This is a genomic window from Acinetobacter sp. OYA S30, from assembly GCF_033599315.1.
Taxonomy (GTDB): domain Bacteria; phylum Pseudomonadota; class Gammaproteobacteria; order Pseudomonadales; family Moraxellaceae; genus Acinetobacter; species Acinetobacter baumannii.
The window spans coordinates 1-24,451 of the sequence record NZ_JAWVAV010000010.1 but is presented as its reverse complement, the minus strand read 5'-3'; the positions used below and the strand labels follow the sequence as shown (position 1 = coordinate 24,451).

Annotated in this window: 21 protein-coding genes, 1 tRNA gene and 1 pseudogene; 14 read left to right on the top strand and 9 right to left on the bottom strand. The window is 38.2% G+C overall.

Annotation, left to right across the window (positions count from 1 at the left end; translation table 11 throughout):
• Positions 1-6: 6 nt before the first annotated feature.
• Positions 7-1,023, bottom strand: coding sequence for an EF-P beta-lysylation protein EpmB (gene epmB, locus R5R67_RS07200; protein WP_000611579.1), 1,017 nt, complete (start codon positions 1,021-1,023; stop codon positions 7-9).
• Positions 1,024-1,096: 73 nt separating this feature from the next.
• On the opposite strand from epmB, the gene efp reads away from it, so the two are divergent.
• From efp to R5R67_RS07175, 5 genes are all read left to right on the top strand, one after another.
• The gene (efp, locus tag R5R67_RS07195) at positions 1,097-1,666 is read left to right on the top strand and encodes an elongation factor P (RefSeq protein ID WP_000035083.1); all 570 of its coding nucleotides are present in this window, start codon (positions 1,097-1,099) and stop codon (positions 1,664-1,666) included.
• A 166-nt stretch (positions 1,667-1,832) separates the two neighbouring features.
• On the top strand, positions 1,833-3,929 hold the full coding sequence (locus R5R67_RS07190) for a carbon starvation CstA family protein (protein ID WP_000380470.1): 2,097 nt from the start codon (positions 1,833-1,835) through the stop codon (positions 3,927-3,929).
• A gap of 2 nt (positions 3,930-3,931) precedes the next feature.
• Positions 3,932-4,234 carry a YbdD/YjiX family protein gene (locus R5R67_RS07185; RefSeq protein ID WP_001009532.1) on the top strand — a complete coding sequence of 101 codons (303 nt, stop codon included), beginning with the start codon at positions 3,932-3,934 and terminating at the stop codon, positions 4,232-4,234.
• A 168-nt stretch (positions 4,235-4,402) separates the two neighbouring features.
• Positions 4,403-4,479: transfer RNA gene (locus R5R67_RS07180), tRNA-Val, on the top strand.
• A 464-nt stretch (positions 4,480-4,943) separates the two neighbouring features.
• Positions 4,944-5,870, top strand: coding sequence for a LysR substrate-binding domain-containing protein (locus R5R67_RS07175; protein ID WP_000695008.1), 927 nt, complete (start codon positions 4,944-4,946; stop codon positions 5,868-5,870).
• 47 nt (positions 5,871-5,917) lie between these two features.
• On the opposite strand, the gene R5R67_RS07170 is transcribed toward R5R67_RS07175, so the two are convergent.
• Both R5R67_RS07170 and R5R67_RS07165 read right to left on the bottom strand, forming a co-directional pair.
• A complete protein-coding gene (locus R5R67_RS07170; RefSeq protein WP_001261048.1) occupies positions 5,918-7,609 on the bottom strand; it encodes a BCCT family transporter in 1,692 nt (563 codons plus the stop codon).
• 242 nt (positions 7,610-7,851) lie between these two features.
• On the bottom strand, positions 7,852-9,555 hold the full coding sequence (locus R5R67_RS07165; RefSeq protein ID WP_001261040.1) for a BCCT family transporter: 1,704 nt from the start codon (positions 9,553-9,555) through the stop codon (positions 7,852-7,854).
• A 329-nt stretch (positions 9,556-9,884) separates the two neighbouring features.
• Between R5R67_RS07165 and R5R67_RS07160 the strand changes: the two genes are divergently transcribed.
• The 8 genes and pseudogenes from R5R67_RS07160 (at position 9,885) to R5R67_RS07125 (ending at position 17,660) form a co-directional block, all read left to right on the top strand.
• On the top strand, positions 9,885-11,075 hold the full coding sequence (locus R5R67_RS07160) for an aromatic ring-hydroxylating oxygenase subunit alpha (RefSeq protein WP_001088749.1): 1,191 nt from the start codon (positions 9,885-9,887) through the stop codon (positions 11,073-11,075).
• A 1-nt stretch (position 11,076) separates the two neighbouring features.
• Positions 11,077-12,507 carry an aldehyde dehydrogenase family protein gene (locus R5R67_RS07155; protein ID WP_001165065.1) on the top strand — a complete coding sequence of 477 codons (1,431 nt, stop codon included), beginning with the start codon at positions 11,077-11,079 and terminating at the stop codon, positions 12,505-12,507.
• A gap of 28 nt (positions 12,508-12,535) precedes the next feature.
• A pseudogene (locus tag R5R67_RS07150) lies at positions 12,536-12,697 on the top strand (rubredoxin); the annotation flags it as partial.
• Positions 12,686-13,891, top strand: coding sequence for an NAD(P)/FAD-dependent oxidoreductase (locus tag R5R67_RS07145; protein ID WP_227502014.1), 1,206 nt, complete (start codon positions 12,686-12,688; stop codon positions 13,889-13,891). The pseudogene R5R67_RS07150 and the gene R5R67_RS07145, both read left to right, overlap by 12 nt.
• A 17-nt stretch (positions 13,892-13,908) precedes the next feature.
• Entirely contained in the window at positions 13,909-15,225 is a 1,317-nt protein-coding gene (locus R5R67_RS07140; RefSeq protein WP_000561085.1) for an NAD(P)/FAD-dependent oxidoreductase, read from the top strand.
• Between the two features lie 13 nt (positions 15,226-15,238).
• Positions 15,239-15,592 carry an ethanolamine utilization protein EutQ gene (locus R5R67_RS07135; protein ID WP_000665859.1) on the top strand — a complete coding sequence of 118 codons (354 nt, stop codon included), beginning with the start codon at positions 15,239-15,241 and terminating at the stop codon, positions 15,590-15,592.
• A 204-nt stretch (positions 15,593-15,796) separates the two neighbouring features.
• A complete protein-coding gene (locus R5R67_RS07130; protein ID WP_000049452.1) occupies positions 15,797-16,969 on the top strand; it encodes a hypothetical protein in 1,173 nt (390 codons plus the stop codon).
• Between the two features lie 76 nt (positions 16,970-17,045).
• A complete protein-coding gene (locus tag R5R67_RS07125) occupies positions 17,046-17,660 on the top strand; it encodes a MarC family protein (protein WP_000097917.1) in 615 nt (204 codons plus the stop codon).
• A gap of 47 nt (positions 17,661-17,707) precedes the next feature.
• Here the strand turns inward: R5R67_RS07125 and yddG are convergent, their stop codons facing one another.
• From yddG to R5R67_RS07095, 6 genes are all read right to left on the bottom strand, one after another.
• The gene (gene yddG, locus R5R67_RS07120; protein WP_000089891.1) at positions 17,708-18,616 is read right to left on the bottom strand and encodes an aromatic amino acid DMT transporter YddG; all 909 of its coding nucleotides are present in this window, start codon (positions 18,614-18,616) and stop codon (positions 17,708-17,710) included.
• 159 nt (positions 18,617-18,775) lie between these two features.
• The gene (locus R5R67_RS07115) at positions 18,776-19,690 is read right to left on the bottom strand and encodes a DMT family transporter (RefSeq protein ID WP_002040118.1); all 915 of its coding nucleotides are present in this window, start codon (positions 19,688-19,690) and stop codon (positions 18,776-18,778) included.
• Between the two features lie 42 nt (positions 19,691-19,732).
• Positions 19,733-19,939 (bottom strand): type II toxin-antitoxin system Phd/YefM family antitoxin, encoded by a 207-nt coding sequence (locus R5R67_RS07110; protein WP_000816059.1) that lies wholly within the window; start codon positions 19,937-19,939, stop codon positions 19,733-19,735.
• Positions 19,940-20,176: 237 nt separating this feature from the next.
• Complete coding sequence (locus tag R5R67_RS07105) at positions 20,177-21,283, bottom strand: mandelate racemase/muconate lactonizing enzyme family protein (protein WP_000703051.1); 1,107 nt, start codon at positions 21,281-21,283, stop codon at positions 20,177-20,179.
• Positions 21,284-21,384: 101 nt separating this feature from the next.
• Positions 21,385-22,482 (bottom strand): alcohol dehydrogenase family protein, encoded by a 1,098-nt coding sequence (locus R5R67_RS07100; protein WP_000244007.1) that lies wholly within the window; start codon positions 22,480-22,482, stop codon positions 21,385-21,387.
• Positions 22,483-22,491: 9 nt separating this feature from the next.
• A complete protein-coding gene (locus R5R67_RS07095; RefSeq protein ID WP_000030498.1) occupies positions 22,492-23,058 on the bottom strand; it encodes a TetR/AcrR family transcriptional regulator in 567 nt (188 codons plus the stop codon).
• Between the two features lie 319 nt (positions 23,059-23,377).
• On the opposite strand from R5R67_RS07095, the gene R5R67_RS07090 reads away from it, so the two are divergent.
• Complete coding sequence (locus tag R5R67_RS07090) at positions 23,378-23,935, top strand: TetR/AcrR family transcriptional regulator (RefSeq protein WP_002041096.1); 558 nt, start codon at positions 23,378-23,380, stop codon at positions 23,933-23,935.
• Positions 23,936-24,451 lie beyond the last annotated feature (516 nt).

The following is a 24,451-nucleotide window of genomic DNA, read 5'->3' as shown; positions in this document are numbered from 1 at the left end:
TATAACTCAAAAAGTTGTAGCCCCAAAAAGCGGTGTTTTATTCTTTTCGCCCGCAATTTCCCTGACGAGTTTAGGAACCAAATATCCTGGTAGGCTCGCTAACACGTCTTGATATATCGCATCTATTTCAGATGGTATTAAATCAAAATGTTGTGCGCCTTTTACTTTATCTAATACATGTAAGTAATATGGCATAACGCGAGCTTCAAATAGACGATAACTTAAATCAGTTAAAGTTTGAGCAGAATCATTCACCCCTTTAAGCAATACTGCCTGATTTAGAACAGTAATGTGGTGTTCAGATAGCTGTAACAATTTTGAACAAGTAAAGTCATCGAGTTCAGAAGCATGGTTTGAGTGTACCACCAGAATAATACGCAGCCTACTGTTTTTTAATAAAGAAATAAGCTCTTCGTCGATACGGTTTGGAATGACAATTGGAACGCGTGAATGAATTCTCAGAATCTTCACTTGTTTGAGAGATGATAAACGTTCTAGCCAAAGCGCTAATTTACGGTTAGAAAGCGTAAGAGGGTCACCTCCGCTTAAAATCACTTCGTTAATATCGGGGTTCGACTCGATATAATTTTTAATGTTTAGCCAATCTTCATTTTTAGGTAAATTTTCCTGATAAGGAAAGTGACGGCGGAAGCAGTAACGGCAATGGACCGCACATGCACCGGTCAAAGTCAGTAAAAAACGAGATTTATATTTATGTAAAACACCCGGTAACTGATTGGCTGCTTCTTCACCTAAAGGGTCGGTGACAAACTCAGGATGTTCCTCAAGTTCTAAATGATGTGGCAGCACTTGGAGTAAAAGCGGATCAAGAGGATCTTTAGCGTTCATTTTTCCGACGAACGCACGCGGAACACGCAATTTAAACTTTTCAGAAGCCAGAATCGCCCCTGATAATAGCTGATCAGTGGATAACTCGAGCAGGTTCAACAACTCTAAAGGATCGGTAATAAGGTCACTGAGTTGTGATTGCCAGTTTTGCTCTTGGTGTAAATAGTTTATCATGCGACACGATTAAGATAATGCAACAGCGCATTATATCGCATAGTTGACTTGTTAAGTTTGGAGTGTGCCAGTCATGGCCAATTATTCTACAAATGATTTCAAGCCAGGCCTTAAGGTCATGCTTGATAGTAACCCATGTTCAATCATGGAAAACGAATACGTAAAACCGGGTAAAGGCCAAGCGTTCAACCGTGTAAAATTACGTAACCTTAAAACTGGTAAAGTTTTAGAAAAAACTTTTAAATCTGGTGATACTTTAGAAGCTGCTGACATCGTAGAAGTAGAAATGAACTACCTATACAACGATGGCGAAATGTGGCACTTCATGGACCCAGAAAGCTTCGAACAAATTGCAGCTGACAAAACTGCAATGGGTGATGCTGCTAAATGGTTAAAAGACGACTCAAATGAAACATGTACAATCATGTTATTCAACGGCGTTCCTTTAAACGTAAATGCACCTAACTTCGTTGTGTTGAAAGTTGTTGAAACTGATCCGGGCGTACGTGGTGATACTTCTGGCGGTGGCGGTAAGCCAGCTAAGCTTGAAACAGGTGCGGTTGTTCGTGTTCCGTTATTTGTTCAGCAAGAAGAAAGCGTTCGTGTAGATACTCGTACTGGTGAGTATTTAGAGCGTGCATAATAGTTAAAAAATAAACTATTATCGAAGGGATGATGTCAATCATCCCTTTTTTTATGCGAAAGTATAAGAGGAAAAAGAACAAAGGAGGAGTAGAGTCACAAGGATTGAGCAGAGAACAGTACATAACAATATAAAACTGCTGTAATTATTTATTGAGAGGTTAAGAATGGACACAATGCAAGCGAAATCTACGCTTCCCTCCAAATTGGTCTGGAGCCTAGTAGCAATTATAGGTGCTATTTCTTTCGGGATGCTGGCGCTAAGTCGTGGTGAACATGTTAATGCAGTATGGTTGGTACTGGCAGCTGCATGTGTGTATAGCATCGCATATCGATTTTATAGTCTATTTATTGCAACTAAAGTATTTGAATTAAACCCGAGACGGTTAACTCCTGCACATCGTTTAGCCGATGGCTTAGACTATGTGCCAACAAATAAGTATGTACTGTTTGGACACCACTTTGCCGCGATTGCCGGCGCAGGGCCATTAGTCGGGCCGATTTTGGCTGCACAAATGGGCTTTTTACCGGGCACCATCTGGTTATTGGTTGGTGTGGTTCTGGCGGGTGCGGTACAAGACTTTCTAGTTTTATTTATATCAACACGCCGTGATGGCCGTTCACTGGGTGAAATGGCAAAGCAGGAGCTTGGTCCTTTTGCCGGTATTGTGGTCATGTTGGGCGCACTTGGGGTAATGATTATTATCCTTGCGGTATTGGCTTTAGTGGTTGTGAAAGCACTTGCACATAGTCCGTGGGGTGTCTTTAGTATTGCAGCCACTATTCCAATTGCATTGTTCATGGGCGTTTACATGCGCTTTATTCGTCCGGGACGCATTGCGGAAGTTTCAATTATTGGCTTCGTTTTAATGATGCTGGCAATTGTGTATGGTGGACATGTTGCCGCAGATCCATATTGGGGTGAGTTCTTCACTTTAACTGGAACACAGCTCACTTGGTGTCTCATCATTTATGGTTTTATCGCATCGGTACTACCAGTTTGGTTGTTATTAGCACCACGTGATTATTTATCTACTTTCCTTAAAATCGGGGTTATTCTTGGTTTGGCAGTCGGTATTGTGATTGCATTGCCTGACCTTAAAATGCCTGCTGTTACCCATTTTATTGACGGTACAGGTCCGGTTTTCTCAGGTAGCTTATTCCCGTTCTTATTTATTACCATTGCCTGTGGTGCCATTTCAGGTTTCCATGCGCTGGTATCGAGTGGTACGACACCAAAACTTGTTGATAATGAAGTCAATATCCGCATGATCGGTTACGGCGGTATGCTTATGGAGTCTTTTGTCGGGATCATGGCGATGATCTGTGCGACAGTATTAGACCCAGGTGTGTACTTTGCGATTAATGCGCCAGCAGCAGTGCTCGGCACAACCGTAGAATCTGCAGCGGAAGCTGTACGTAATCTAGGCTTTGTTGTTACGCCTGAAATGTTGACAGTTTTAGCTCAAGAAGTGGGTGAAAGCTCAATCCTTTCACGTACAGGTGGTGCGCCTACCTTTGCTATTGGTATGGCTCATATCATTTCTGAAATCTTTAACAGCCGTGCCATGATGGCATTCTGGTATCACTTTGCGATTTTATTTGAAGCATTGTTCATTTTAACTGCGGTAGATGCAGGAACACGTGCTTGTCGTTTTATGGTGCAAGACACGGTTGGTATTGTTATTCCGGCGGTTAAATCTTCAGGTTCATTCTTTGGTAACTTGTTAGGTACAGCCGTTGCGGTAGGTGGATGGGGCTTCTTCGTCTATCAAGGTGTGATTGACCCACTTGGTGGCGTCAACTCATTATGGCCTCTATTTGGTGTGGGTAACCAAATGCTGGCTTCGATGGCACTCATTTTAGGTACCGTGATTCTGTTCAAAATGAAAAAAGAGAAGTATGTGTGGGTGACGATCATTCCAACCATTTTCTTGTTCATTACCTGTATGACAGCAGGGTGGCAGAAGATTTTCCACGAAAACCCGAAAATCGGTTTCTTAGCTCAAGCACATAAGTTCTCCGATGCGATTGCTCGCGGTGAAATTCTTAAGCCTGCAAAAACCATTGCCGAAATGCAAACTATTGTGATGTCGAACCAGATTAATGCTGCACTTTGTGGCTTCTTTATGATTGTATCGATTGTCATGATTATTGCCTCAATTGGTATTGTTCGCCGTGCTTTAGCAAGTCCAACACCGACTGTAAATGAAGCACCTGCGGTATATACCGATCCTGAAGTGGTTACGACTCGAGGAGAATAAAGATGAATTTTAAATTTGCAAAAAATGGTACTGTCATTATTGCGAAAATCATCAAAATGACCGTGCTTTCGCAAAAAGAGATATTGCTCTCTCCAAAGAACTGGTCACGTATCGCAACCTTGTGGCAGCGTTTACAGCAAAGCTTCCGACTCATGGTTGGTGTGCCGGACTATCAAACGTATCTGGAGCATATGAAAGCCCATCATCCAGATTTAACGCCTATGGATGCACAAACTTTCTATCGACATTGTGTTGATGCAAGATACCCATCTGCAGGTGGTAATTTGAAGAAGTGCCCTTGTTAAGTTGACCTTGATATTTGGCTAAATAAAGACGGTATGTGGTTGAACCATGTACCGTTTTACTTTTTGGGAAATGAAAAAGAGTTTGCTCAAAGTCTGCTCATTTGTATTTTTTTCACTGGTAAATCACTTGTTTTGCTTTTGAAAAATGAATATGATGCTTTCCATCTTAGGCGTATAGCTCAGTTGGTTAGAGCGCTACGTTGACATCGTAGAGGTCTCCAGTTCGAGTCTGGATATGCCTACCAAGATTTAAAGTCATATAAACTCGAATCGCTTTATATGACTGAAAAAGCCCTAAACTATAATGGTTTAGGGCTTTTTTATTGGTTTATATAAAAGTTAGGGATTAGACAAATTTTTGTATTGAAAAGAGAAATCTATTTTTAATCCTATAAAATATAAATGCACAGAATAAATAAATGATTTGCGTTTATATCTTTATTGGGGAAGCTATGAAATTTATTTATATTGCATGAGAAAAACTCATAGATTGAATACTTTTACTCACTTTTTATTAAATTATATTTATGAGATTTTAGGGCTTTCCTGAGAAATGGATCATAATTGAAGAAATTCACACCATTTGTGACGAGAATATCTGGCTACTTACTATTACAATATTAAAAGTTTGTTTTTATAGTAAATAGCTGGATAAAAGAACTCGAGTTGGAAAAGAGTTTTTAAGAAATGGGACAAATTAGGAGTGTCCATGAAAATTAAGCCATTGCCGCCAATGAACAGCTTAATTGTATTCGAGGCAGCCGCACGCCACCTCAGTTTTACAAAAGCTGCAAATGAATTGAATGTTACTCAAGGCGCTATCAGTCGACAAATTCGACAGCTCGAAGAATACTTAGGTAAGGAATTATTCTTAAGAGCTAATCGAAATATTTCCCTAACTCCTACCGGACTCCAATACTATCAAACGATCTATAGTGCTTTATTAGATGTTGCTCAGGCTACTGCTGAAATCAAGAAATGGCAAGGAGAGCATCAAATAACTGTGGCTACGACCAATGCTATGGCTGCTCTTTGGTTACTACCGAAAGTTGCTGCTTTTCAACAGAATAATGAGGGCGTTGATTTAAGAATTTTAACGACAGACAATATTTCAGATTTGCACAAAATGGATTTCGATTTGGCATTATTTTATTGCCGTGTTCCTCCAGCAGGTATGAGAGTTACTACTTTATTTCCTGAAGAGGTTTTTCCTGTTTGTAGTCCAAATTATCTTGCTCAATTTAAAGAAGATAGTTCTCCAGAAGAGATTTTTGGAAAAGCCTTATTATACTTAGATGATGCCCAGAAGGATTGGATTACTTGGTCTGAGTGGTTTGAAGCAGTAAATTATCCTATTGTAAAACCAAAAAATAGGGTGAATATCAATAACTATCCAATGCTTTTACAGGCGGCAATTAATGGTCAGGGTGTGGCTTTGGCGTGGGGTTCACTCGTGGATGATTATTTACAAAGTGGTGCTTTAGTTAGACCAGTTGATACCGTTCTTCGTACTCAAGCAAATTTCAGTATGCTAGAACCAGCAGATAGGGGAGTGATTCCTTCTAGTGTTAAGCATTTCCGCAGTTGGCTACTAGATCAGTTACCAGGACAAGTTGGGCAAAAGGGTTTAAATTAAAATTTAAGAAATAAAAAAGAGCTCAATAGAGCTCTTTTTATTGGTACTTAATTTTCAATAATCAGTGGAACTTTCTGTTCTGCTTTTTCATCCTTATTCTGCGTTTCAGTTTTACAGAATTCAGGACGAACATGTTCTGGCATCATGACCCAAGCCTGAGGATCACGCCGTAAACTCTTCATAAGAGAAACACACATTATTCCAAGTAAGATTGAGATTGGGAAACCAGCTATTACACAGGCAGTTTTAATTGCTGATAGCCCACCAGCTAAGAGCAATCCACCGCTTACTAAGGGAATAATAGTGGCCCAAATTAAGCGAATAGTTACGGAGGGATTGGTTGAACCATTTGTATCTAGGAAACATAAAACTAAAGCTCCAGAGTTGGCAATAGTAATAATGTGGATAGATAACAATAAACACAGTAACGCGCTAAGAAACAGTGTAGTTGTATGATTGGTTGAGATATGGTCAAAGAACACGAATACCGCACGTGCAGGATCTTCTTTAGTTGCTTCAGCAATCGTCATCTCATGTTTAGTCGTTTTCTCTACAGGAGTATTCGACTGTGTGGTAGTAACAACTAATTCTTGAGCAACAGGTTGATGATTGGCTTTTTCAATTTTGAGTGCAGCGCCACCAAATGCAGCAATCCAGATAAAGGTAAGTAATGTTGGAGCAGCAAGAGAACCTAGAATCACTTCGCGTATAGTACGGCCACGAGAAATACGGGCAATAAATAAACCTACAAAAGGACCCCATGTCATCCACCATGGCCAGTAGTAAGCTGTCCACCCACTTTGCCAACCTGAATCTTTTTGTGCATCACTCCATAAACTCATACCTACAATATTTTGGAAATAATCACCTAGACCTTCAAAGAATGTATTAAAGATATATCTAGATGAGCCGATAAAGATAACAGCAATGACTAAGAAATAAGATAAAACCATATTGCCTTCAGCAATAAATTTAAATCCTTTACTAATTGCAGATAATAACGAAAGAGTTGCTAAGACACCTAAAACAAGCACTAAAACTAATTGGATCTTAACGTCGATATTAATTCCAAAACTATGATTTAAACCCACATTAAGTTCTAAAATTCCCATACTTACTGCTTGTGAGACTCCAAAAGCAGTAATTACAATAGTGATGATGTCTACAAAATTGCCAATGGGCCCATAAATCTTATCGCCGATAAATGGATGTAAGATAGAGCGGCAAGCTAATGGTAAATCTTTACGATAAGCGAAATATCCTAATGCTACAGCTGATAAACAAAATAATCCCCATGGGTGTAATCCCCAGTGGAAGAAAGTCAATTGCATTGCCATTCTAGCAGATTCATCTGAAAGTCCTTTTGTAAAAGGATTACTTGCATAATGACTAATTGGCTCTGCTACAGACCAAAACATAAGACCGATACCCATTCCGCAAGAGAAGAGCATACAGATCCATGCGATATTGCTATATTCGGGCTTCTCGTTATCTTTTCCTAAGCGTATATGACCATAACGACTCATACATAAATAAATAAGAAAAGCTAGTAACGCAGTAGCTAGGAGTAGGAGATACCATTTTGCATTCTGTAAAAGTACGTCTGAAATTAGCTGGAAATATTCGCCTGCTTGCTTTTCTTTAAAAATACAAAAAGCGATAAAGATAAAGAGCAATACTTTAGAAACAATAGTAACGGTTGGATTAAGCCCTTGTAGGGCTTTTGTTGTTGTACGCATAACTCCTCCTTGGATGCGCTACAAGCAGCTAAACCTTTAGCTGTTGAATTTGTATTTACAGAGTAATGAGGAGTACAAAGTTAGCTCAACCGATTTATTCTCACTAATGACTGAGTTTTTGTAATAGGTTGATTAATTTTTAAATAGAGGGGACTAATTATTTGGTAGCCAAATAATTCATAAAAATTTAGAGAAATATAAAAAATAGGGATGAGAACATCCCTATTTTTTTTAGAATTAGTTTAAGTTTCAGTTACATATTGATTATCTACTTCCGTTAAGCTTTTCTCTTTAGGTTTCTCAACTGATTTTTGCTCAGTTTTACAAGAATCAGGACGAACATGTTCTGGCATCATGACCCAAGCTAATGGATCTTCCCTTAAGCTTTTAATCAGTGAAATACAGGTAATTCCTAAAAGAATTGATATCGGGAAACCAGCAATGACACAAGCCGTTTGAATAGCTGATAGTCCACCAGTTAATAGTAGCCCTCCGCCTATCAATGGAATGATTATGCTCCAGATTAACCTGATAGCTACAGATGGATTGGTAGCACCATTGGAATCCAAAAAGCAGAGTACAAGTGTGCCTGAGTTAACTAGCGTAATGACGTGAATAGCTAGTAATAGACAGAGCAGAGCACTCAAGAATACTTTTGTGTTATGACTAGAAGCAAGATGATCAAAAAATACAAACACAGCTCGTGCTGGTTCCTTTTTAGTTGCTTCTGCAATAGTCATTTCATGAGCGGGTGCTACTGGAGGAGGGGTTATATGAGAAGTGGTCACAACAACTTCTTGAGCAACTGGTTGATGATTTGCTTTTTCAATTTTAAGTGCAGCTCCACCAAATGCAGCAATCCACAGGAAGGTCAAAAGTGTGGGGGCTGCAAGTGAACCTAGAATGACTTCACGAATCGTGCGGCCACGAGAAATACGTGCAATGAAAAGACCAACAAAAGGTGCCCAAGTCATCCACCAAGGCCAATAGTATGCAGTCCACCAATTTTGCCAACCTGAATCTTTTTGTGCATCACTCCATAAACTCATACCTACAATGTTTTGTAAATAATCACCTATTCCTTCAAAGAAGGTATTTAAAATATAGTGAGTTGAGCCAATGAAAATAATGATAAAGACCAATAAATAAGAAATGATCATATTGCCTTCAGCAATGATCTTGAATCCTTTACTAATTGCCGATAACAAAGAAATGGTAGCTAAGGCGCAAAGAATGACTACCAGTACGAGCTGAATTTTGACATCTACACTAATGCCAAATGTATGGTTAAGTCCGGTATTTAATTCAAGTATTCCCATACTTAGTGATTGTGAAATACCGAAAGCAGTAATTACGATGGTTATGATGTCGACGATATTACCTACCGGTCCATAAATTTTATTACCTATTAAAGGATATAAAATTGAGCGCATGGCAAAAGGTAAGTTTTTACGATAAGCAAAATATCCTAAAGCGACTGCAACTAAACAGAATAAGCCCCATGGATGTAATCCCCAATGAAAGAATGTCAGTTGCATCGCCATCCGGGCAGATTCATCTGAAAGTCCTTTGGTAAACGGATTACTTGCATAGTGGCTGATTGGTTCTGCTACTGACCAAAACATTAGGCCAATACCCATCCCACATGAAAAGAGCATGCAGATCCAAGCAATATTACTATACTCGGGTTTTTCGTCATCCTTTCCTAAACGGATATGGCCATAACGGCTCATACATAAATAGATGATAAATCCTAATAAGAAAGTTGCTAAAAGAAGAAGATACCATTTTGCATTTTGTAATAAGGCATTTGATATCAGCTGAAAATATTCACCTGCCTGTTTTTCCTTAAAAATGCAAAAAGCGATAAAAATGAAGAGTAATAACTTTGAGACAATAGTAACAGTCGGATTAAGCCCTTTCATGACTCCTGTTGTTGTACGCATAACTACTCCTTGGATGCGTTTCCAACAGCTAAAAAAACGATTAGCTGCTTAATACTAATATTACAGGGTAGTGAGGTGGGAGAAGATAGCTCAACTGATTTATTCTCACTGACTAGTGAGTTTTAGTCATAGATAACAATTATTTTTATAAAAATCGTAGTGGCTAAATCCGCTTATTTACGCATGAGAAAAACTCATATATGCCTAGCTAAAAAGTCGTTTGTCGGACGAATCGATATTTAACACAATCTGTAAAGAAATAGCAGAGTGTGCAAATCATCTCAACGCAGGGAGTTCTGCGTTAGTTTTAAATATATGGAGATCATCAGATGAATAGTCGAGTTAGCCAGCAATTAATTACGGTTCAGCAAGTCGATAACGTTTTGAATCCTATTACTGAATCAAATGGTATGCCAAATTTAGCATATACCAGTAACGAATATTTTAATTTTGAACGTGACAATATTTTAAGCAAAACATGGGTGTGCGTAGGTTTTGCATCAGATTTGCCTAAAAAGAGCTATGTGAAGCCTGTTAATTTCATGGGTATGCCTTTGGTAATGATGCGCAACCGAGAAGGGGAACTTCATGTTTTCCATAACGTTTGTAGCCATCGCGGTATGATTTTAGTGCAAGAAGAAGGCACTATTGAGGGTGTGATTCGTTGCCAATACCACTCTTGGAGTTATGACCTAAACGGTAACTTAAAAGGTACTCCACATGTTGGCGGAATTAACCAACATAAAGATGAACGCTTTAAATGTGAAAAACATGGTTTAAAAGCTCTCCGTTCAGCAATCTGGATGGATATGGTTTTCGTCAATATATCTGGTGATGCACCAACTTTTGAAGAGCATATTGCACCACTAGTTGAACGTTGGAAGCCTTTCTTGGGTGAAAACGGTTTAGAGCTTATTCGTAGCAGTAAAGTAGGTTCAACTTTTGAGTTACCTGTAAAAAGTAACTGGAAGCTTACAGTTGAAAACTATTGCGAAGCTTATCACTTACCATGGGTACACCCAGCATTAAATACGTATTCAAAACTTGAAGATCATTACAACATTATGTTCGAAGATCGATTTGCTGGTCAGGGCAGTTATAAATATAACTTGTCAGCTACAGCGGGTACCCATTTACCAAAATTCCCAAGTTGGCCAGAAGATCAATTGCGTCATGCAGAATATGTCGCTGTATTCCCGAACGTATTGTTAGGTATTCAAGCTGATCACGCATTTGCAATGATGATTGATCCAATTGCTCCAGAACAAACAATTGAAAAATTACGCCTGTATTACGTTGGTGATGAGTCACTAGACCCTAAATATGATGCATGCCGTGAAGCAACTTTAGAATCATGGAAAGTTGTATTTGCTGAAGATGTGTTTGCAGTAGAAACCATGCAAAAAGGTCGTCATTCACCTGGTTTTGGTGGCGGAGTTTTCTCTCCAGAGATGGATTTACCAACTCACTTCTTCCAAAAATGGTTGGCGACTCAAGCTAAAAAAGCTTTGGAGGCATAAAATGCAACATTACCTCAACTACGTTGATGGCCAATGGCGAGATGCTTCTCGCCAATTGGAAGTTATCAATCCAGCAACTGACAAAGCTTTTGCAACAGTGGCTCGTGCAAGTATTGAAGATGCAGATGCTGCAATGGCTGCAGCACGTCGATGTGTGAATAGCGGAGCTTTAACAGATGTGCGTCCTGCGAAGCGCACTGCATGGATGTTAAAAGCTGCAGAAGCGATTCGTGAAATTGCTGAAGAGGGTGCATTAATCCTATGTCGTGAAAATGGCAAAAATATTGATACTGCACGTGAAGAGTTCGATGAAGCCGCTCGCTATTTTGAATACTACGCAGGTATGGCAGATAAAGTTGAAGGTATCTCGGTACCTTTAGGTAAAGATTATGTCGATTTCACCTCATATATTCCAATGGGTGTATCGGTTCAAATCGTACCTTGGAACTTTCCTGTTTCGATCTGTGCACGCTCATTAGCACCTGCTTTAGCAGCTGGGAATGCGGTTGTAATTAAGTCACCTGAAGTTTCACCTTTAGGAATGATTTTACTCATCAAAGCTATTGAGAAAGCTGGTTTCCCACAAGGTGCAGTGAACTTGCTTTGTGGTAAAGGTTCAGAAATTGGTACCCATCTTGTTAAGCATCAAGATACGAATCAAATCGTATTTACCGGTTCAGTACCAACAGGCCAACGCATTTTGAAAGATGCGGCTGAACGTGCAACACCTTCAGTTATGGAGTTAGGCGGTAAGTCAGCTGCAATTGCTTTTGCTGATGTTGATCTTGAGCAATTACTGCGTAGCGTTAAAGTCGGAATTTTCTATAACTCTGGTCAAGTTTGCTCAGCGATGTCTCGCTTATTGGTTCACCGCAGTCGCTATGAAGAAGTTAAAGCAGCTGTTGTTAATCTTGCAGAGAGCTTAACTGTAGGTATTGGCGAAAGTAATGCCGAACTTACTCCAGTTGTATCTAAAGATCAGCAACAACAGATTCTTGCCATGATTGATAAGGCACGTGAAGAAGGTGCCAATGTTTTAACAGGTGGGAAGGCTGCAGATCTAGAAGGTTACTTCGTCCTGCCAACAATTATTGAAGCAAAAGATGATATGTCGATTGCTCAAGAAGAAGTTTTTGGACCTGTAATGGTGATTATGCCATTCGATGACGAAGACCAGGCAGTTGCAATCGCAAATGGTACGGACTTTGGACTTGTTGCAGGTGTATTTGGTGAAAATCTGAATCAAACACTTCGAGTAGCTAACCGTCTTATCGCCGGTCAAGTCTTTATAAACGAATGGTTTGCCGGTGGTATCGAAACACCATTTGGTGGTGTGGGCTTATCTGGTTTTGGTCGCGAAAAAGGGCAGGAAGCCATCTACAGTTATGTTCAAACTCGCAATATCGGTATCCGTTTGAAACATAGCGTGTAATTAGTAAGAAATAAGGGAAATAGACAAGATGAGAAAGTGGTTATGTATTGTCTGTGGCTGGATCTATGATGAAGCTAAAGGCTGGCCTGCTGATGGGATAGCACCAGGGACAAAATGGGAAGACATCCCAGATGACTGGATGTGTCCAGAGTGTCAGGTGGGTAAAGCTGATTTCGAAATGCTTGATATCACAGATATTGAAGAGGACGAAATCCCTCAAGTAGCAGCCGCTGCAGTTATTGAACCAGTTGTTATTATTGGTAGTGGCCATGCTGGCTATCATGTAGCTTCGAATTTACGTGCACAATCTCCAGACTTGTCTATTACCGTATTTACTGCTGATGATGGCGCCTTATATAGCAAACCAGCTTTATCTAATGCACTAGCATTAGGTAAAGACGGAGATAGTCTAGTTCGTGAATCTGCTCTTAGTTGGGAGCAACGTTTAAATATCCGTGTTTATCCACATACGAAAGTGACTCATATTGACCGCGCCAATAAAAAGCTTCAAACCACTATTGGTGATTACCATTATGGAAAATTGGTGATAGCCACTGGTGCCACGCCAATTGTTATACCTATTGAAGGTGATTCGTCTGCAACATTAAGCGTAAATGATCTGGCAGATTACCGTCGTTTCCGTCAGCAATTGGCAGATAAAAAACATGTCACCATTCTTGGTGATGGTCTCATCGGCTGTGAATTTGCTAATGATTTAGCTGCACATGGGATTAAAGTTACTGTCATCGGACTTGGTAAATGGGCAATGGAACGTCTTATTCCAGAACCTTTAGGTCATGCTCTACAAAATGCGCTTAGCCAGTTAGGAGTAGAGTGGAAATTACAAAATAGTATCCGCTCTATTCAATCTGCAAATGGTTGTTATCAGTTAACACTACAAGATGGCCAAATAATTGAAACTGATTTGGTATTAAGTGCAGTAGGTTTAAGACCAAATATTGCTCTTGCTCAAGAAGCAGGTCTAGAGACAGCACGTGGTATCTGTACTGGTCTGGATCATCGTAGTAGTGATCCTTCAATTTTTGCTTTAGGTGACTGTGCAGAAGTGAACGGACAATGGGCACCATATATCAATCCAATCACTCAAGCACTACCTGCTTTAGTTAATAATCTTTTAGGTCAATCAACTGACGCAGATCTGAAAGCGACCCCAGTTTTAGTAAAAACCCCAATTTTGCCACTTTCTGTATTGCCAGCAATGGAAACAGGTGAGTGGAGAGTGGAAGAGCACGATGGGGAGTTGGCGGCTGGTTTTTACAATGAGCAAGATAAATTAATAGGCTTTGCCTTACTCGGTCGTCAATTACAACACCATCGTACTGAATGGCTTGAGAAATTAAATTCGTGCCCATCCACAGTTTAAGTTAAAGGAATAACAAAATGATTGCTTTACCAAATGATGATAATACTTGTGGGTGGTATGCAGCATTGCCTCCAGCCGGTCCTGCTAAAAAGTTAATAGGTCTACAAAAAGCTGACTATGCCATTATTGGAGCAGGCTTTGCAGGATTGGCAGCAGCTCGAAGATTAGCTGAACTCAAACCGCATGCCCGTATTATTCTAGTTGATGCACAACGTGTAGCTGAAGGTGCTTCTGGTCGTAACTCAGGGTTTGTTATTGATTTACCACATAAGTTTGCATTATCGCATCCTGACTCTTCTCATAAGCAAAAGTTATTAAGTCTGAATCGTTCAGCAATTGCTCAGTTACAAGGCCTAGTAGAGCGCTATAACATTGATTGCCAATGGTCTGCAGCTGGTAAATATCAAGGTGCTGTAGGTGAGCGTGGTGAAGCACATCTCAATCATTTTGAGCATCTAATGAAAGATTTAGGTGAACCATATCGTTGGGTTGAAAAAGCAGAACTTAAAAAAGTTTTAGGTACAGATTTTTATAGTCGTGCGATTTTTACTCCTGGTTCATATTTGATGCAACCAGCAGCTTTAGTGCGTGGTATGGGTGACCACTTACCAGACAATGTGGAGTTATTAGAGCAATCACCAATTCGTAGTTTGCAAAAAAGTAATAACCAATGGCTATTACAGGGTGACCATGGGTCAATCACAACACCGAAAGTATTGCTGGCAACTAGTATTTTTACTCGTGAATTTGGTTATTTGAAGAACCGTTTATTACCAGTTATGACCTTTGCGAGCTGGACGCGTCCATTAACTGACCAAGAGATGAAAGTTTATCAGGGTGAGTTAGATTGGGGACTTACTCCAGCTGATCATGCTGGTACAACGTTAAGAATGACAGCTGATCGCCGTATTCTAATCCGTAACACTTATAAGCATGTCCCAAAATACGGTGCAAATGTAAGTGATGATAATCGTCGTTGGATACAAGAAGATCATCGCAAGGCATTTTTAGCTCGTTATCCGAATTTAGCTAATGTTCCATTTACCCATACATGGGGTGGTGTTTATGCGATTTCTCGTAACTTCACTAACTTCTTTGGGGAGTTAGAAGACGGCGTTTATGCGAGTGCTTGCGACAATGGTGTAGGAGCAGCATGGGGCACAATTTCAGGAACGTTATTGGCTGATCTCGTTGTTGGCTCAGATTCCCAAGCTTTAAAAGATATTCAGTATGTAACTGGTATGCCTAGTTTAAATCCACCAGAACCGTTCTTAGGTTTAGGTGTTAGAACACGTATCAGATTTGAAAAATGGCGCAGTCGTAGTGAATTGTAAGCGGGAGAAATAGATGAAAGAAGTAAAGTTAGTTGATAGCGCTCAACTTAATTTCAATTTACGTGGCGAAACACCAGATGGTACGGCTTATGTTGCAAGAGCATTAGGAGCTGATGTTTCCCCAAATATGGGTATTGGTTTTGCACGTTGGGAAGGGGCAGAGGTAAGTTGGAAATTACTTTATGACGAAGTCATTTTTGTAATTGAAGGCTGTTTTGAACTTACTGCTAACGGTCAAAAATATGAAGTTCGTCCAGGACAAATGTTGTGGATTCCTGAAGGAACCGAGCTAATTTATGGTGGACATGCGGTATTTGGTTACGTAGTACATCCAGGTAACTGGAAAGAGTTGCACGGAATTGCATAAAAGAAACGACCCATATTGTTCAGGAAAAAATAATGTGGGTCGTTTTATTCTTATGAGAACGTAGCTCTGAATTAGGGCTAATACAAATTAACGAAAATTTTAAATTTCAGGAGCTTCTCCTGAACAGGGAAGTGTTGTCTGAAAAAAATAAGCAGAGGACAGGAAAGGTTTTCTGCAAATCTTCATTTAAACAAGGATTTGTAAATGAGCAAGGTCTATTTAACACTTGGATTTGGGTTAATTTCAGTTGGAATGGCGTTACCTGCTTTTGCCGGAGTAACTTTTGGAGATCCTAAAAGTGATACGGGTGCTTTAACAATTTCAGGTGCTTTACGTGGGAATTATCAAGATAAGGATTACGGCGAGTCTGCATCAGATCAGAAAATAAAATTTGATGCAGCTATTTTAAGGCTAGGTTATGAGTCACCCGACTGGTTTGGAAAAGTCGAATATCGTTGTTATCAATACGATAAATTCTGTGATTTCTCGACTCTAGTTTATGGCTATGCTGGCTACCATTTAAACGCGACAGATCATATTACTGTAGGTGTGCAACCCATTCCTTTTGGTCCAGGTCGTTTTTGGGATAGCAGCTTTTATGCTGGTATTAACAACACAATGGGTTTGCAAGATGCTTCCAATTTAGGTGCGAACTATCACTTTGAATTACCGTTTGCTACTAAAGTAGATTTGGCTTATTTTGCAACTGATGGTGGTAACTACCACGGAAGTAGTAAAGACTCAGCACGTTATACGGCTAATGTTGTTACCTCATCTGATCCACTCAAAACAAACCTGAATGAAAAAAACATGTGGATGGCACGTGTCGATCAAGATCTTAAGTTTTTAAGTACAGATGATCTCAAAGTATCGGTGGGGGGAAGTTATTGGTATTCAGACATTGAGAATAAAAAAACTTCTGCAGATGGTACGAGAAATACATGGGCGCTATTTAACCGTATTAACTATAAAAATCTGAATGTCGTGCTTACTGGAGGGCGACAATCGATTAGTAATAAAGATGCATTAAGCCCAGCTAGCTCAACTTTCGGTTCTTTTGATGGCGAATATGACATTGCGAACAAAGGATATTTCTATACTGTTGATACGAGCTATGTTTTTAAGAATGTTAAAGATTCGCTCAATGTTACGCCGTATGTTGTTTTTAGTGGTTTTAACAAGAAAGAAAATGGATTTGATGACTCTCAGCGCAACATTGTTGGAGTGGCGTGGGACTATAAAAATATTTCTTTATATACCGAATATGTGATGAGTAAAAACGATCCATTTGTTGGCGGCAATGGTAGTTCTCTTGCAGCAGGTGATGATGGGAAGTGGAACAAACTCCTCAATCTAATGTTGATTTATAGCTTCTAAAAGTTTGTACAGGTTTTTCATTTGTCAATTTTCAGGAAGTTTAAAAGCTTCCTGAAGTCGTTTAGGAATAATAAAAATGTCTTCACCATTTATTAGTACATTTATTTTATTTTTCTCATTACTTAATCCATTCCTCATGAGTATCTATATGATTGGGCTAATCCGTCATACAGAAACCAGAGTGTTTAATAAGGCTTTGATTCAAGGAAGCCTCATTGCATATGTGGTATTTCTTTTATTTGCATGGGGTGGTGAAGCAATTTTTAATCGGTACTTAAATGTAAGGTTTGAATCATTTCTAATTTTTGGTGGCCTGATTTTTCTGGTGATTGGATATCGGTATGTATTTCAGGGTGCTGATACTATTGGAGAAATGCGAGGAGCACCTGAACATTTGGCTGGCACAGTAGCTATGCCATTTATGATTGGTCCTGGAACAATTAGTGCAGCTGTAGTGACAGGCATGAGTATGTCTCTTTTAGAGGCGGCTATAGTGATCGCTTTAGTACTATTTGTGAGCTGTAGTGTTTTGATAGCAATGAAATTTTCTCATGATCACTTACGTTATAGCCATGCCAAATATATTGATCGTTATTTTGATATTGTAGGGAGGTTAGCTGCTTTATTAATTGGAACAATCGCAGTCGATATGATTGTAAATGGTGTTACACGTTTGATTGATAAAGTTTGATAAAAGTAAAAAGTCACAGCCAAAATAGTATGGCTGTGACTAAAAAATTAAGAAGCTAATTTCGCTTGGTTATGTTGAACATGGTTTTTTCGAATTGAGTACCAACAGATTAATGATCCTAAAGTAACCGTTAATGCACCGTACCAAAAATTGATTGTTAAATCGGAGTTCAAAACAAAAGCTGAGAATGCTGATGAGAAAATTGGAGAAAAATAAGAAAGCATAATCAAAACGGGCATGTTGCCTTTGATAATACCAATATTCCAAGCCAGATAACCCATAGAGAAAAAAACAGTATTAATTAAGACAAATATATAGCCATTAATACCTTGAGCATGGGGTAGGTGGAAACCTTGAGTAGAGAGAGTAAGAATCCATAAAGCTATTGCAGTTAATATAAAATAGAGCGAAACAGCATTAGTTCCATTACTTTGCTTTTTGGTATAAATACAATAAACGGCCCAAAGAATAGCAGCTAAAAAAATGAGCAAGTAACTAATCGGATTTTTTGAGAAGTTATCAATAAAGTTTAGATTAGGGTGATAGTTAATGATAACTATTCCTGCAAAACTTACGATCACTCCTAATATAGTCAATAAGTTTACTTTTTCTTCTTTTAATACTGCCAACATAATAATAATTAAAGTCGGCCACATATTAAAAATAATATTCATTTCAATCGATTTTTCTGATGAATTTGCTAGAGTAATTGAAAAGGCAAAACATAATTCAAAAACAACAAAAAGCAAGCTAGATAAAATAAGAAAATTCTTTGAAACCTTTTTTAAATCGGGCAGGCCATATGTTAAGAACAAAATAATAGCACTGATGGTATATACATAAGTCACTGTATAGATAGGACCAAAACTTTCTGTAGAAAGCCTGAGTAAGCCAACTAAAGTGGACCAAAGTAATAAAGCTGAAACACCGATTAAGGTTGAGATTTGGCGGCTCATACGATAGACCCGATTAAAAAACTAATCATAATTTTTAAATGGGTACTTTAATAGTTAGTCGAGCACGATAAATAATCATGAGTTAATGACTTTTTATCATCATTAAAAATAAATAATAAAAATACTTAAAATATATCTTTTATAATTTAATTGTTGGTCTTATTTTCTTTTAAGTGTAATCAGCATCACACCAAAAATATTAAGAAAACAACCTAGCCACTGGATTGTATTTAAATGCTCGTTTAAAAGGAAGACTGAAAAAAGAATAGTAACAATTGGGCTAATGGATGAAATAATTGCTGATTGTGTTGCACCTACGTACTCTATACTCAATATTAATAAGAGGGTGGGTAGAACCGTAACAAATAAACCTAAACAGATTCCGTACCAAATAACTTGTATAGGTAAAGAAGTAAGTAGTTGTACAGGATGACTGGTTACCATTAGAAAATGTATAAGTGTACCAATACAAGCTGCAGATAAAGATAGTCCTGTTAAGTTCCATGAACCAAATTTTTTGATTAATGGTGGAGTAAGTAAAAGGTAGCAAGCAAAAGCAACTGCACTAGCAAATACTAGGCTTGCTCCAAACCAGAAGTTATGTTGATCTGGAAGCGTTTTTTGCTCTTGGAACATCACAATGACTGTTCCTCCATAACTTAAGACAAGTGCAAATATCGTTTTTGAACTTAATTTTTGCTTGAGGATAAAACTCGATGCTAAAACGGTCATAGTGGGATATAAAAATAAAATAATTCGCTCTAGTGATGCGGTAATAAACATGAGTCCATAGAAATCGAGCCAGCTAGAAATGTAATAGCCTAACAAGCCAACAGAAAGTAGATATAGAAAATCTATTAGCTTGATATTCCGATTTTGATGGCGACAAAACCAACAGATAACTAAAAAGAAGGGTAGAGCAATTCCCATACGGATAGCCATTAGGGTAATAGCATCTAATGATGGAGTAAGACTATATGCCTGTTTAATAAAAATTGCTTTACTGCTAAATAGAAATGCAGAGATAAATGCAAACAAGGAACCAAGTTGAATTAAAGAAATATTGAGCTTCATGGAACCTTGCTGCATGAATAAAGAATATTTTTGGAGATGTCTTTAAGCTTCTGAATTTTCTTTAGAAGCTGAAATTTTATAGTAAGCAACATCGTATTCGGCTTTCTTGTAAGCCTCATAAGAAGCTTTGCTAATAATTACTGCAGATTCCCGACCTCTGCGAGTAATTTCTACAGGATGCCCAGCAACAGCTTGATCCATAATCATGGTAAGTTGTGCTCTAGCATTTGAATAATTCCACTGTTTCATCTGTATTCTCCCTGACTAAAACATGCTCAAGATAGGTGAAATGTACGGTTCGCTTCAATGGATATATTTTCAAGATATGATGAGTTTTAATCATACATTTGAATTTTTTATATTTTAGTTTTTAAACTATTTTTTAAAATTCAAATGTAAATACACCATTGTAATGGTGTATTTAAAAATATTTTTAGTGCTTTATTTCTCTAGCTAAATTTTAACTAGAGTTAATTCTAAATTTAATCATGAAAATGAATTTACTGGATGGCCAAAGAGAGTTACGTCTGGATCAATACCTAGGCCAGGACCTTTGGGAACTTGAATATAGCCGTTTTGAACACGTGGACCATTTTCTTCATCATAGTGCTGGGCAATATAGGGGTCAGCAATCCATACACCTTCAAGTAATTTAGGACTAACAGTTGCTCCAATATGTGTACATGCAGCTGCAAGAATGTCGCCACCCCATGCATCATCACAAGTGTGGGGGAGGCTATAAGCTTCGCATATATCTCTGAATGTTCGCATTCGATGTAACCCGCCAATTCTAGTAACTTTCATTCCAAAGCCATCTACTAAATTAGAACTAACTGCATTTACGGCAATATTTAAACTGGTGCTGTTTTCATCCATATACAAAGCGTGGTTGATTTGAGAGCGAATCCTTTGTAACTCCTCCACTGTGTTACAAGGTTGCTCTAAAATAAATGGTACATTGGCACACGCCTGACTTAAGTGAATAGCATCACGACTTGTTAAACAGCGATTGCCATCAACTGCAAGCCGAACATTTTTACCACGTATAGCCTGCCAAACTTGTTGAATTGTCTCAACATCCTCTTCAACTGTTCGGCCTCCTACTTTAATTTGTAGTCGAGGATAGCCTTCAGCACATTTTTCTGCAGCTTGTTGAGCAGTCTCCTCTGGTTTGCGTATTACAAGAGCATAATAGGAAGGTACCCGATCTGTAAGAGCACCACCTAAAAGATCCGATACACTTAAATTGAGATGTTTACCTAAAAGATCATGGGCTGCGATATCAAATGCTGCTTTTGCATAATTATGCCCATTAAGTAAACTATCCATACGATGATGAAGATTAATGGGTAATATCTCTGTGCCAATAAGCCCTTTTGCGATAAAACTTAAAGCAGCTAAAGCTCCTTCCGGATAAGACTCAGCATAAGTTGAACCCAACGGGCAAGTCTCCCCCCATCCATATAATCCATTATCAGCAACGACTTTCACTAGTATTGTAGATAAGCTATAGAGTTCAGCATGTCCCATTTTGTAAGGGGCATTAGCAACAGGTAAATCATATTGATAGAGATGTATCTCAGAAATTTTCATGAATATATCCTTGTCTTTAAGACTATTTATTCTTGGTGTTACTGATGACATCTCTATTGATTAGAATGAAGCATAAGTAACACCATTCACTTAGATCCGATCTATGCTTCAACTGTTGGAACAGTCAAAACCAGCTTGCCCAAGTGTTTCTTGCTTAGAAACTCTTCTTGAGCTTTAGCGATTTCATTGAGGGGATAAGTCTTAGCCACTAAAGGACGAATTTCATTTTTCTCGATATATGAAATGAGGTTGGTAAACACTTCATCTTCTTGGAATGTACAGCCCATCAAAGTCAAATCATTTAAATACACAGTACGTAGATCGATCTGCGAAATAGGACCAGCGATTGCCCCAGCATTTGCATAGCGCCCACCTTTACGTAAGACTTCTAATAAAGAAGGCCATTGTGGTCCACCAATTAAATCAATGACTACATCAATTGATTCTTTACCTAACTCTTTAACTAAGTCAGCATTACGGTCAATTACACGATCTGCACCACAAGCTAATACTTCATCAGCTTTAGGTAATGAGCAAAGAGCAATAACTTGAGCACCACGGCGTTTTGCAAGCTGTACTGCTGCAGAACCTACACCACCAGATGCACCTGTAATTAATACAGTTTCTGCACCTAATCCAATTCGGTGTAGCATATTTTCAGCTGTTGAATAAGAGCAGGGAATAGAAGCTAATTCTTCATCTGTCCAATCTGAATTGATTTTGTAAGCTTCGGCAGATTTAACTGTAGCAAATTGAGCAAAACCGCCGTTACATTCACTACCGAAAGTCCAGCACTCATAAGGACGATAATCAACGTAAGCACGTAACATAGTGCGGACAATGACTCGTTCACCAATACGAGATGGATCTACATTTTTACCGACTGCAACGATTTTTCCGCAGCAATCCGCACCTTGAATAAATGGGAATTTAAGAGGTGTACCTGACCAAGATGCATCATCATCGCTAATACTTTCAAGACCATTAGCACCACCTGTATTTGTAGCTTGTTCATTTGTCTTCGAGTACCAACCAATACGAGTATTAATATCTGTATTGTTTACACCAGCTGCAGAAACTTGAATTAAAACTTCATCATCTGCTGGGGTAGGAACTGTTACATCAGTACGATATTCAAGCTGGTCAAGACCACCGTGTCCCTTTAATAGCACAGCATGCATTTTAGTAGGCAGTACCATATGTTTCTCCTAGTGAAGTAGTGGGTGGGTTGTAGGTTGTAATAATTGATGGGCTAACTTACTGGCTCTTTGAATTGCTGCTTTACCACCGATTACAGGAGCTAAGGCAACGGCACCTTCAATGATAAGCATCAAACTTTCAGCTCTATCTTTAAAATGATCAGATGAAGTTTTAGCAAATTGGCCCATTAAAAAATCTAGTGTGCGTTGTTTATGAATAAGCACGGTCTGCACTATTTCAGTCTCTTTATGACGATACTCAGCTAGAGCACGTAAAAATAAACATCCTCTGTCACTTTCTTCTGTGAACCAGTTTTCCAACTCATTAAAAACGGCTACCCAATTTGGAATAGAGTTTTCTTTATTCTCAATGCATTGCTGTAGCTTTCTAAAAAAGCGTAATTCTCTTTCCTCAAGGACTTTTAAAATCAATTGTTCCTTTGAGTGAAAGTGTCGATAAAGAGTTCGTGGAGTTACCTCAGCTTCACGAACAATCTGATCAATTCCAGTTGCATGAAAGCCTTGATAGTCAAAAAGTCTCTCGGCAGTATTGAGAATGTCTTGGGCTTTGCTCATATAGAAAGGAGGTATAGTGAACGTTATATTTAAATTAGGTAGTGGTTAGCTTATTTTCAAAGGATTAATTTGCATGAATGCATGAGAAAAAGTCATGGGTTAATATTGAGTTAAATTTAAATTAATGAAAGTTAAATAAATAATAAGGATGTATGTTTTATATTTAAGGCACTTGTATAATAATTCTAAAATGTAGATTAATGAAAAACAAACATTGTTTGGCTGACTTTTGTGTTTTTTATATTTTATAATTATAAATATGGAATATATGAAGTTCTTGCATATATTTTTTTCAATCTTTTTATAGTGCGGTTTATTTATGTCAAATATGGAAATTCCCTTTAGTTCATCAATGATTATCCATACTTCAAGATATCTTTTTGATCAACATGGATTTCATAATGTTGGAGTAGACCGTATCTCTAAAGAGTCAAATGTTAGCAAGATGACTTTTTATAAATACTTCAAAAGTAAAGAGAAACTAATTGAGCTGTGTCTTGAGTTTCATCAGGAAACTTTAATGCAACAAGTAAGTTCAATCTTAAGTGCAAACTTAAAAAGCCAAAATTTAGATAAGTTAAAAGAAATTTATTTTTTGCATGCTGATTTAAAAACTCACTACCATTTAATATTTAAGGCTATATTCGAAATACAAAAAATATATCCTCAAGCTCATCGAGTAGTTATTAAGTATAGAGAATGGTTAATTAATATAATACTAGAAATATTATTAAATATTAAAAGCAATGCTTCTATTGAAGAAGCGAGATTACTTATATATATCATTGATAGTTCTATTATCCAGTCGCTTATAAATGATGAGATTGATCATAGAGAATATATATGGAGCTATTTCTCTAGTAAAATTTCACTCTAATAGTAAATCTGAATATGATTGAATTTTTAATGAAAATTAGGAAAGTTCTATCAGTCTTTGTAAGCCCAGAATCCTGTAACCTTTAAACTTTTTTTAATGGTTACACTTCCAAAACTTTACCCTATAAAACTATTACCCTAACCCCACCTTTATAAACCCCTCTTAAACAATAACTTAATCATTATTTAGCCTTACTTTTTTAATGTTCTAAATTAAAGCAAATGTCATTTTGTGTGCTTGACTGCAATAAATGTGAAGCTTATCCTTTGCCTGCTGGCCACATTGCCAGCCGGCTTTGACAGGCTGAATGAAAGATCGCATCAGAGTTATTCCATCTGAGGGATACTCTTATGTGTAAACTCCTAGTCTCCTCCCGTAGCGGTAGGACGGGAGAGGGACACCTACGGGTGTGCTGGTTATATCTTTCACCAGTCTGTCAACCCTCTTTCGTTCTGCCACCATAATTCTATAAATGTTTGGCAGAACTCCCAATAAAAAGGAGTTGGCTTTGCACAT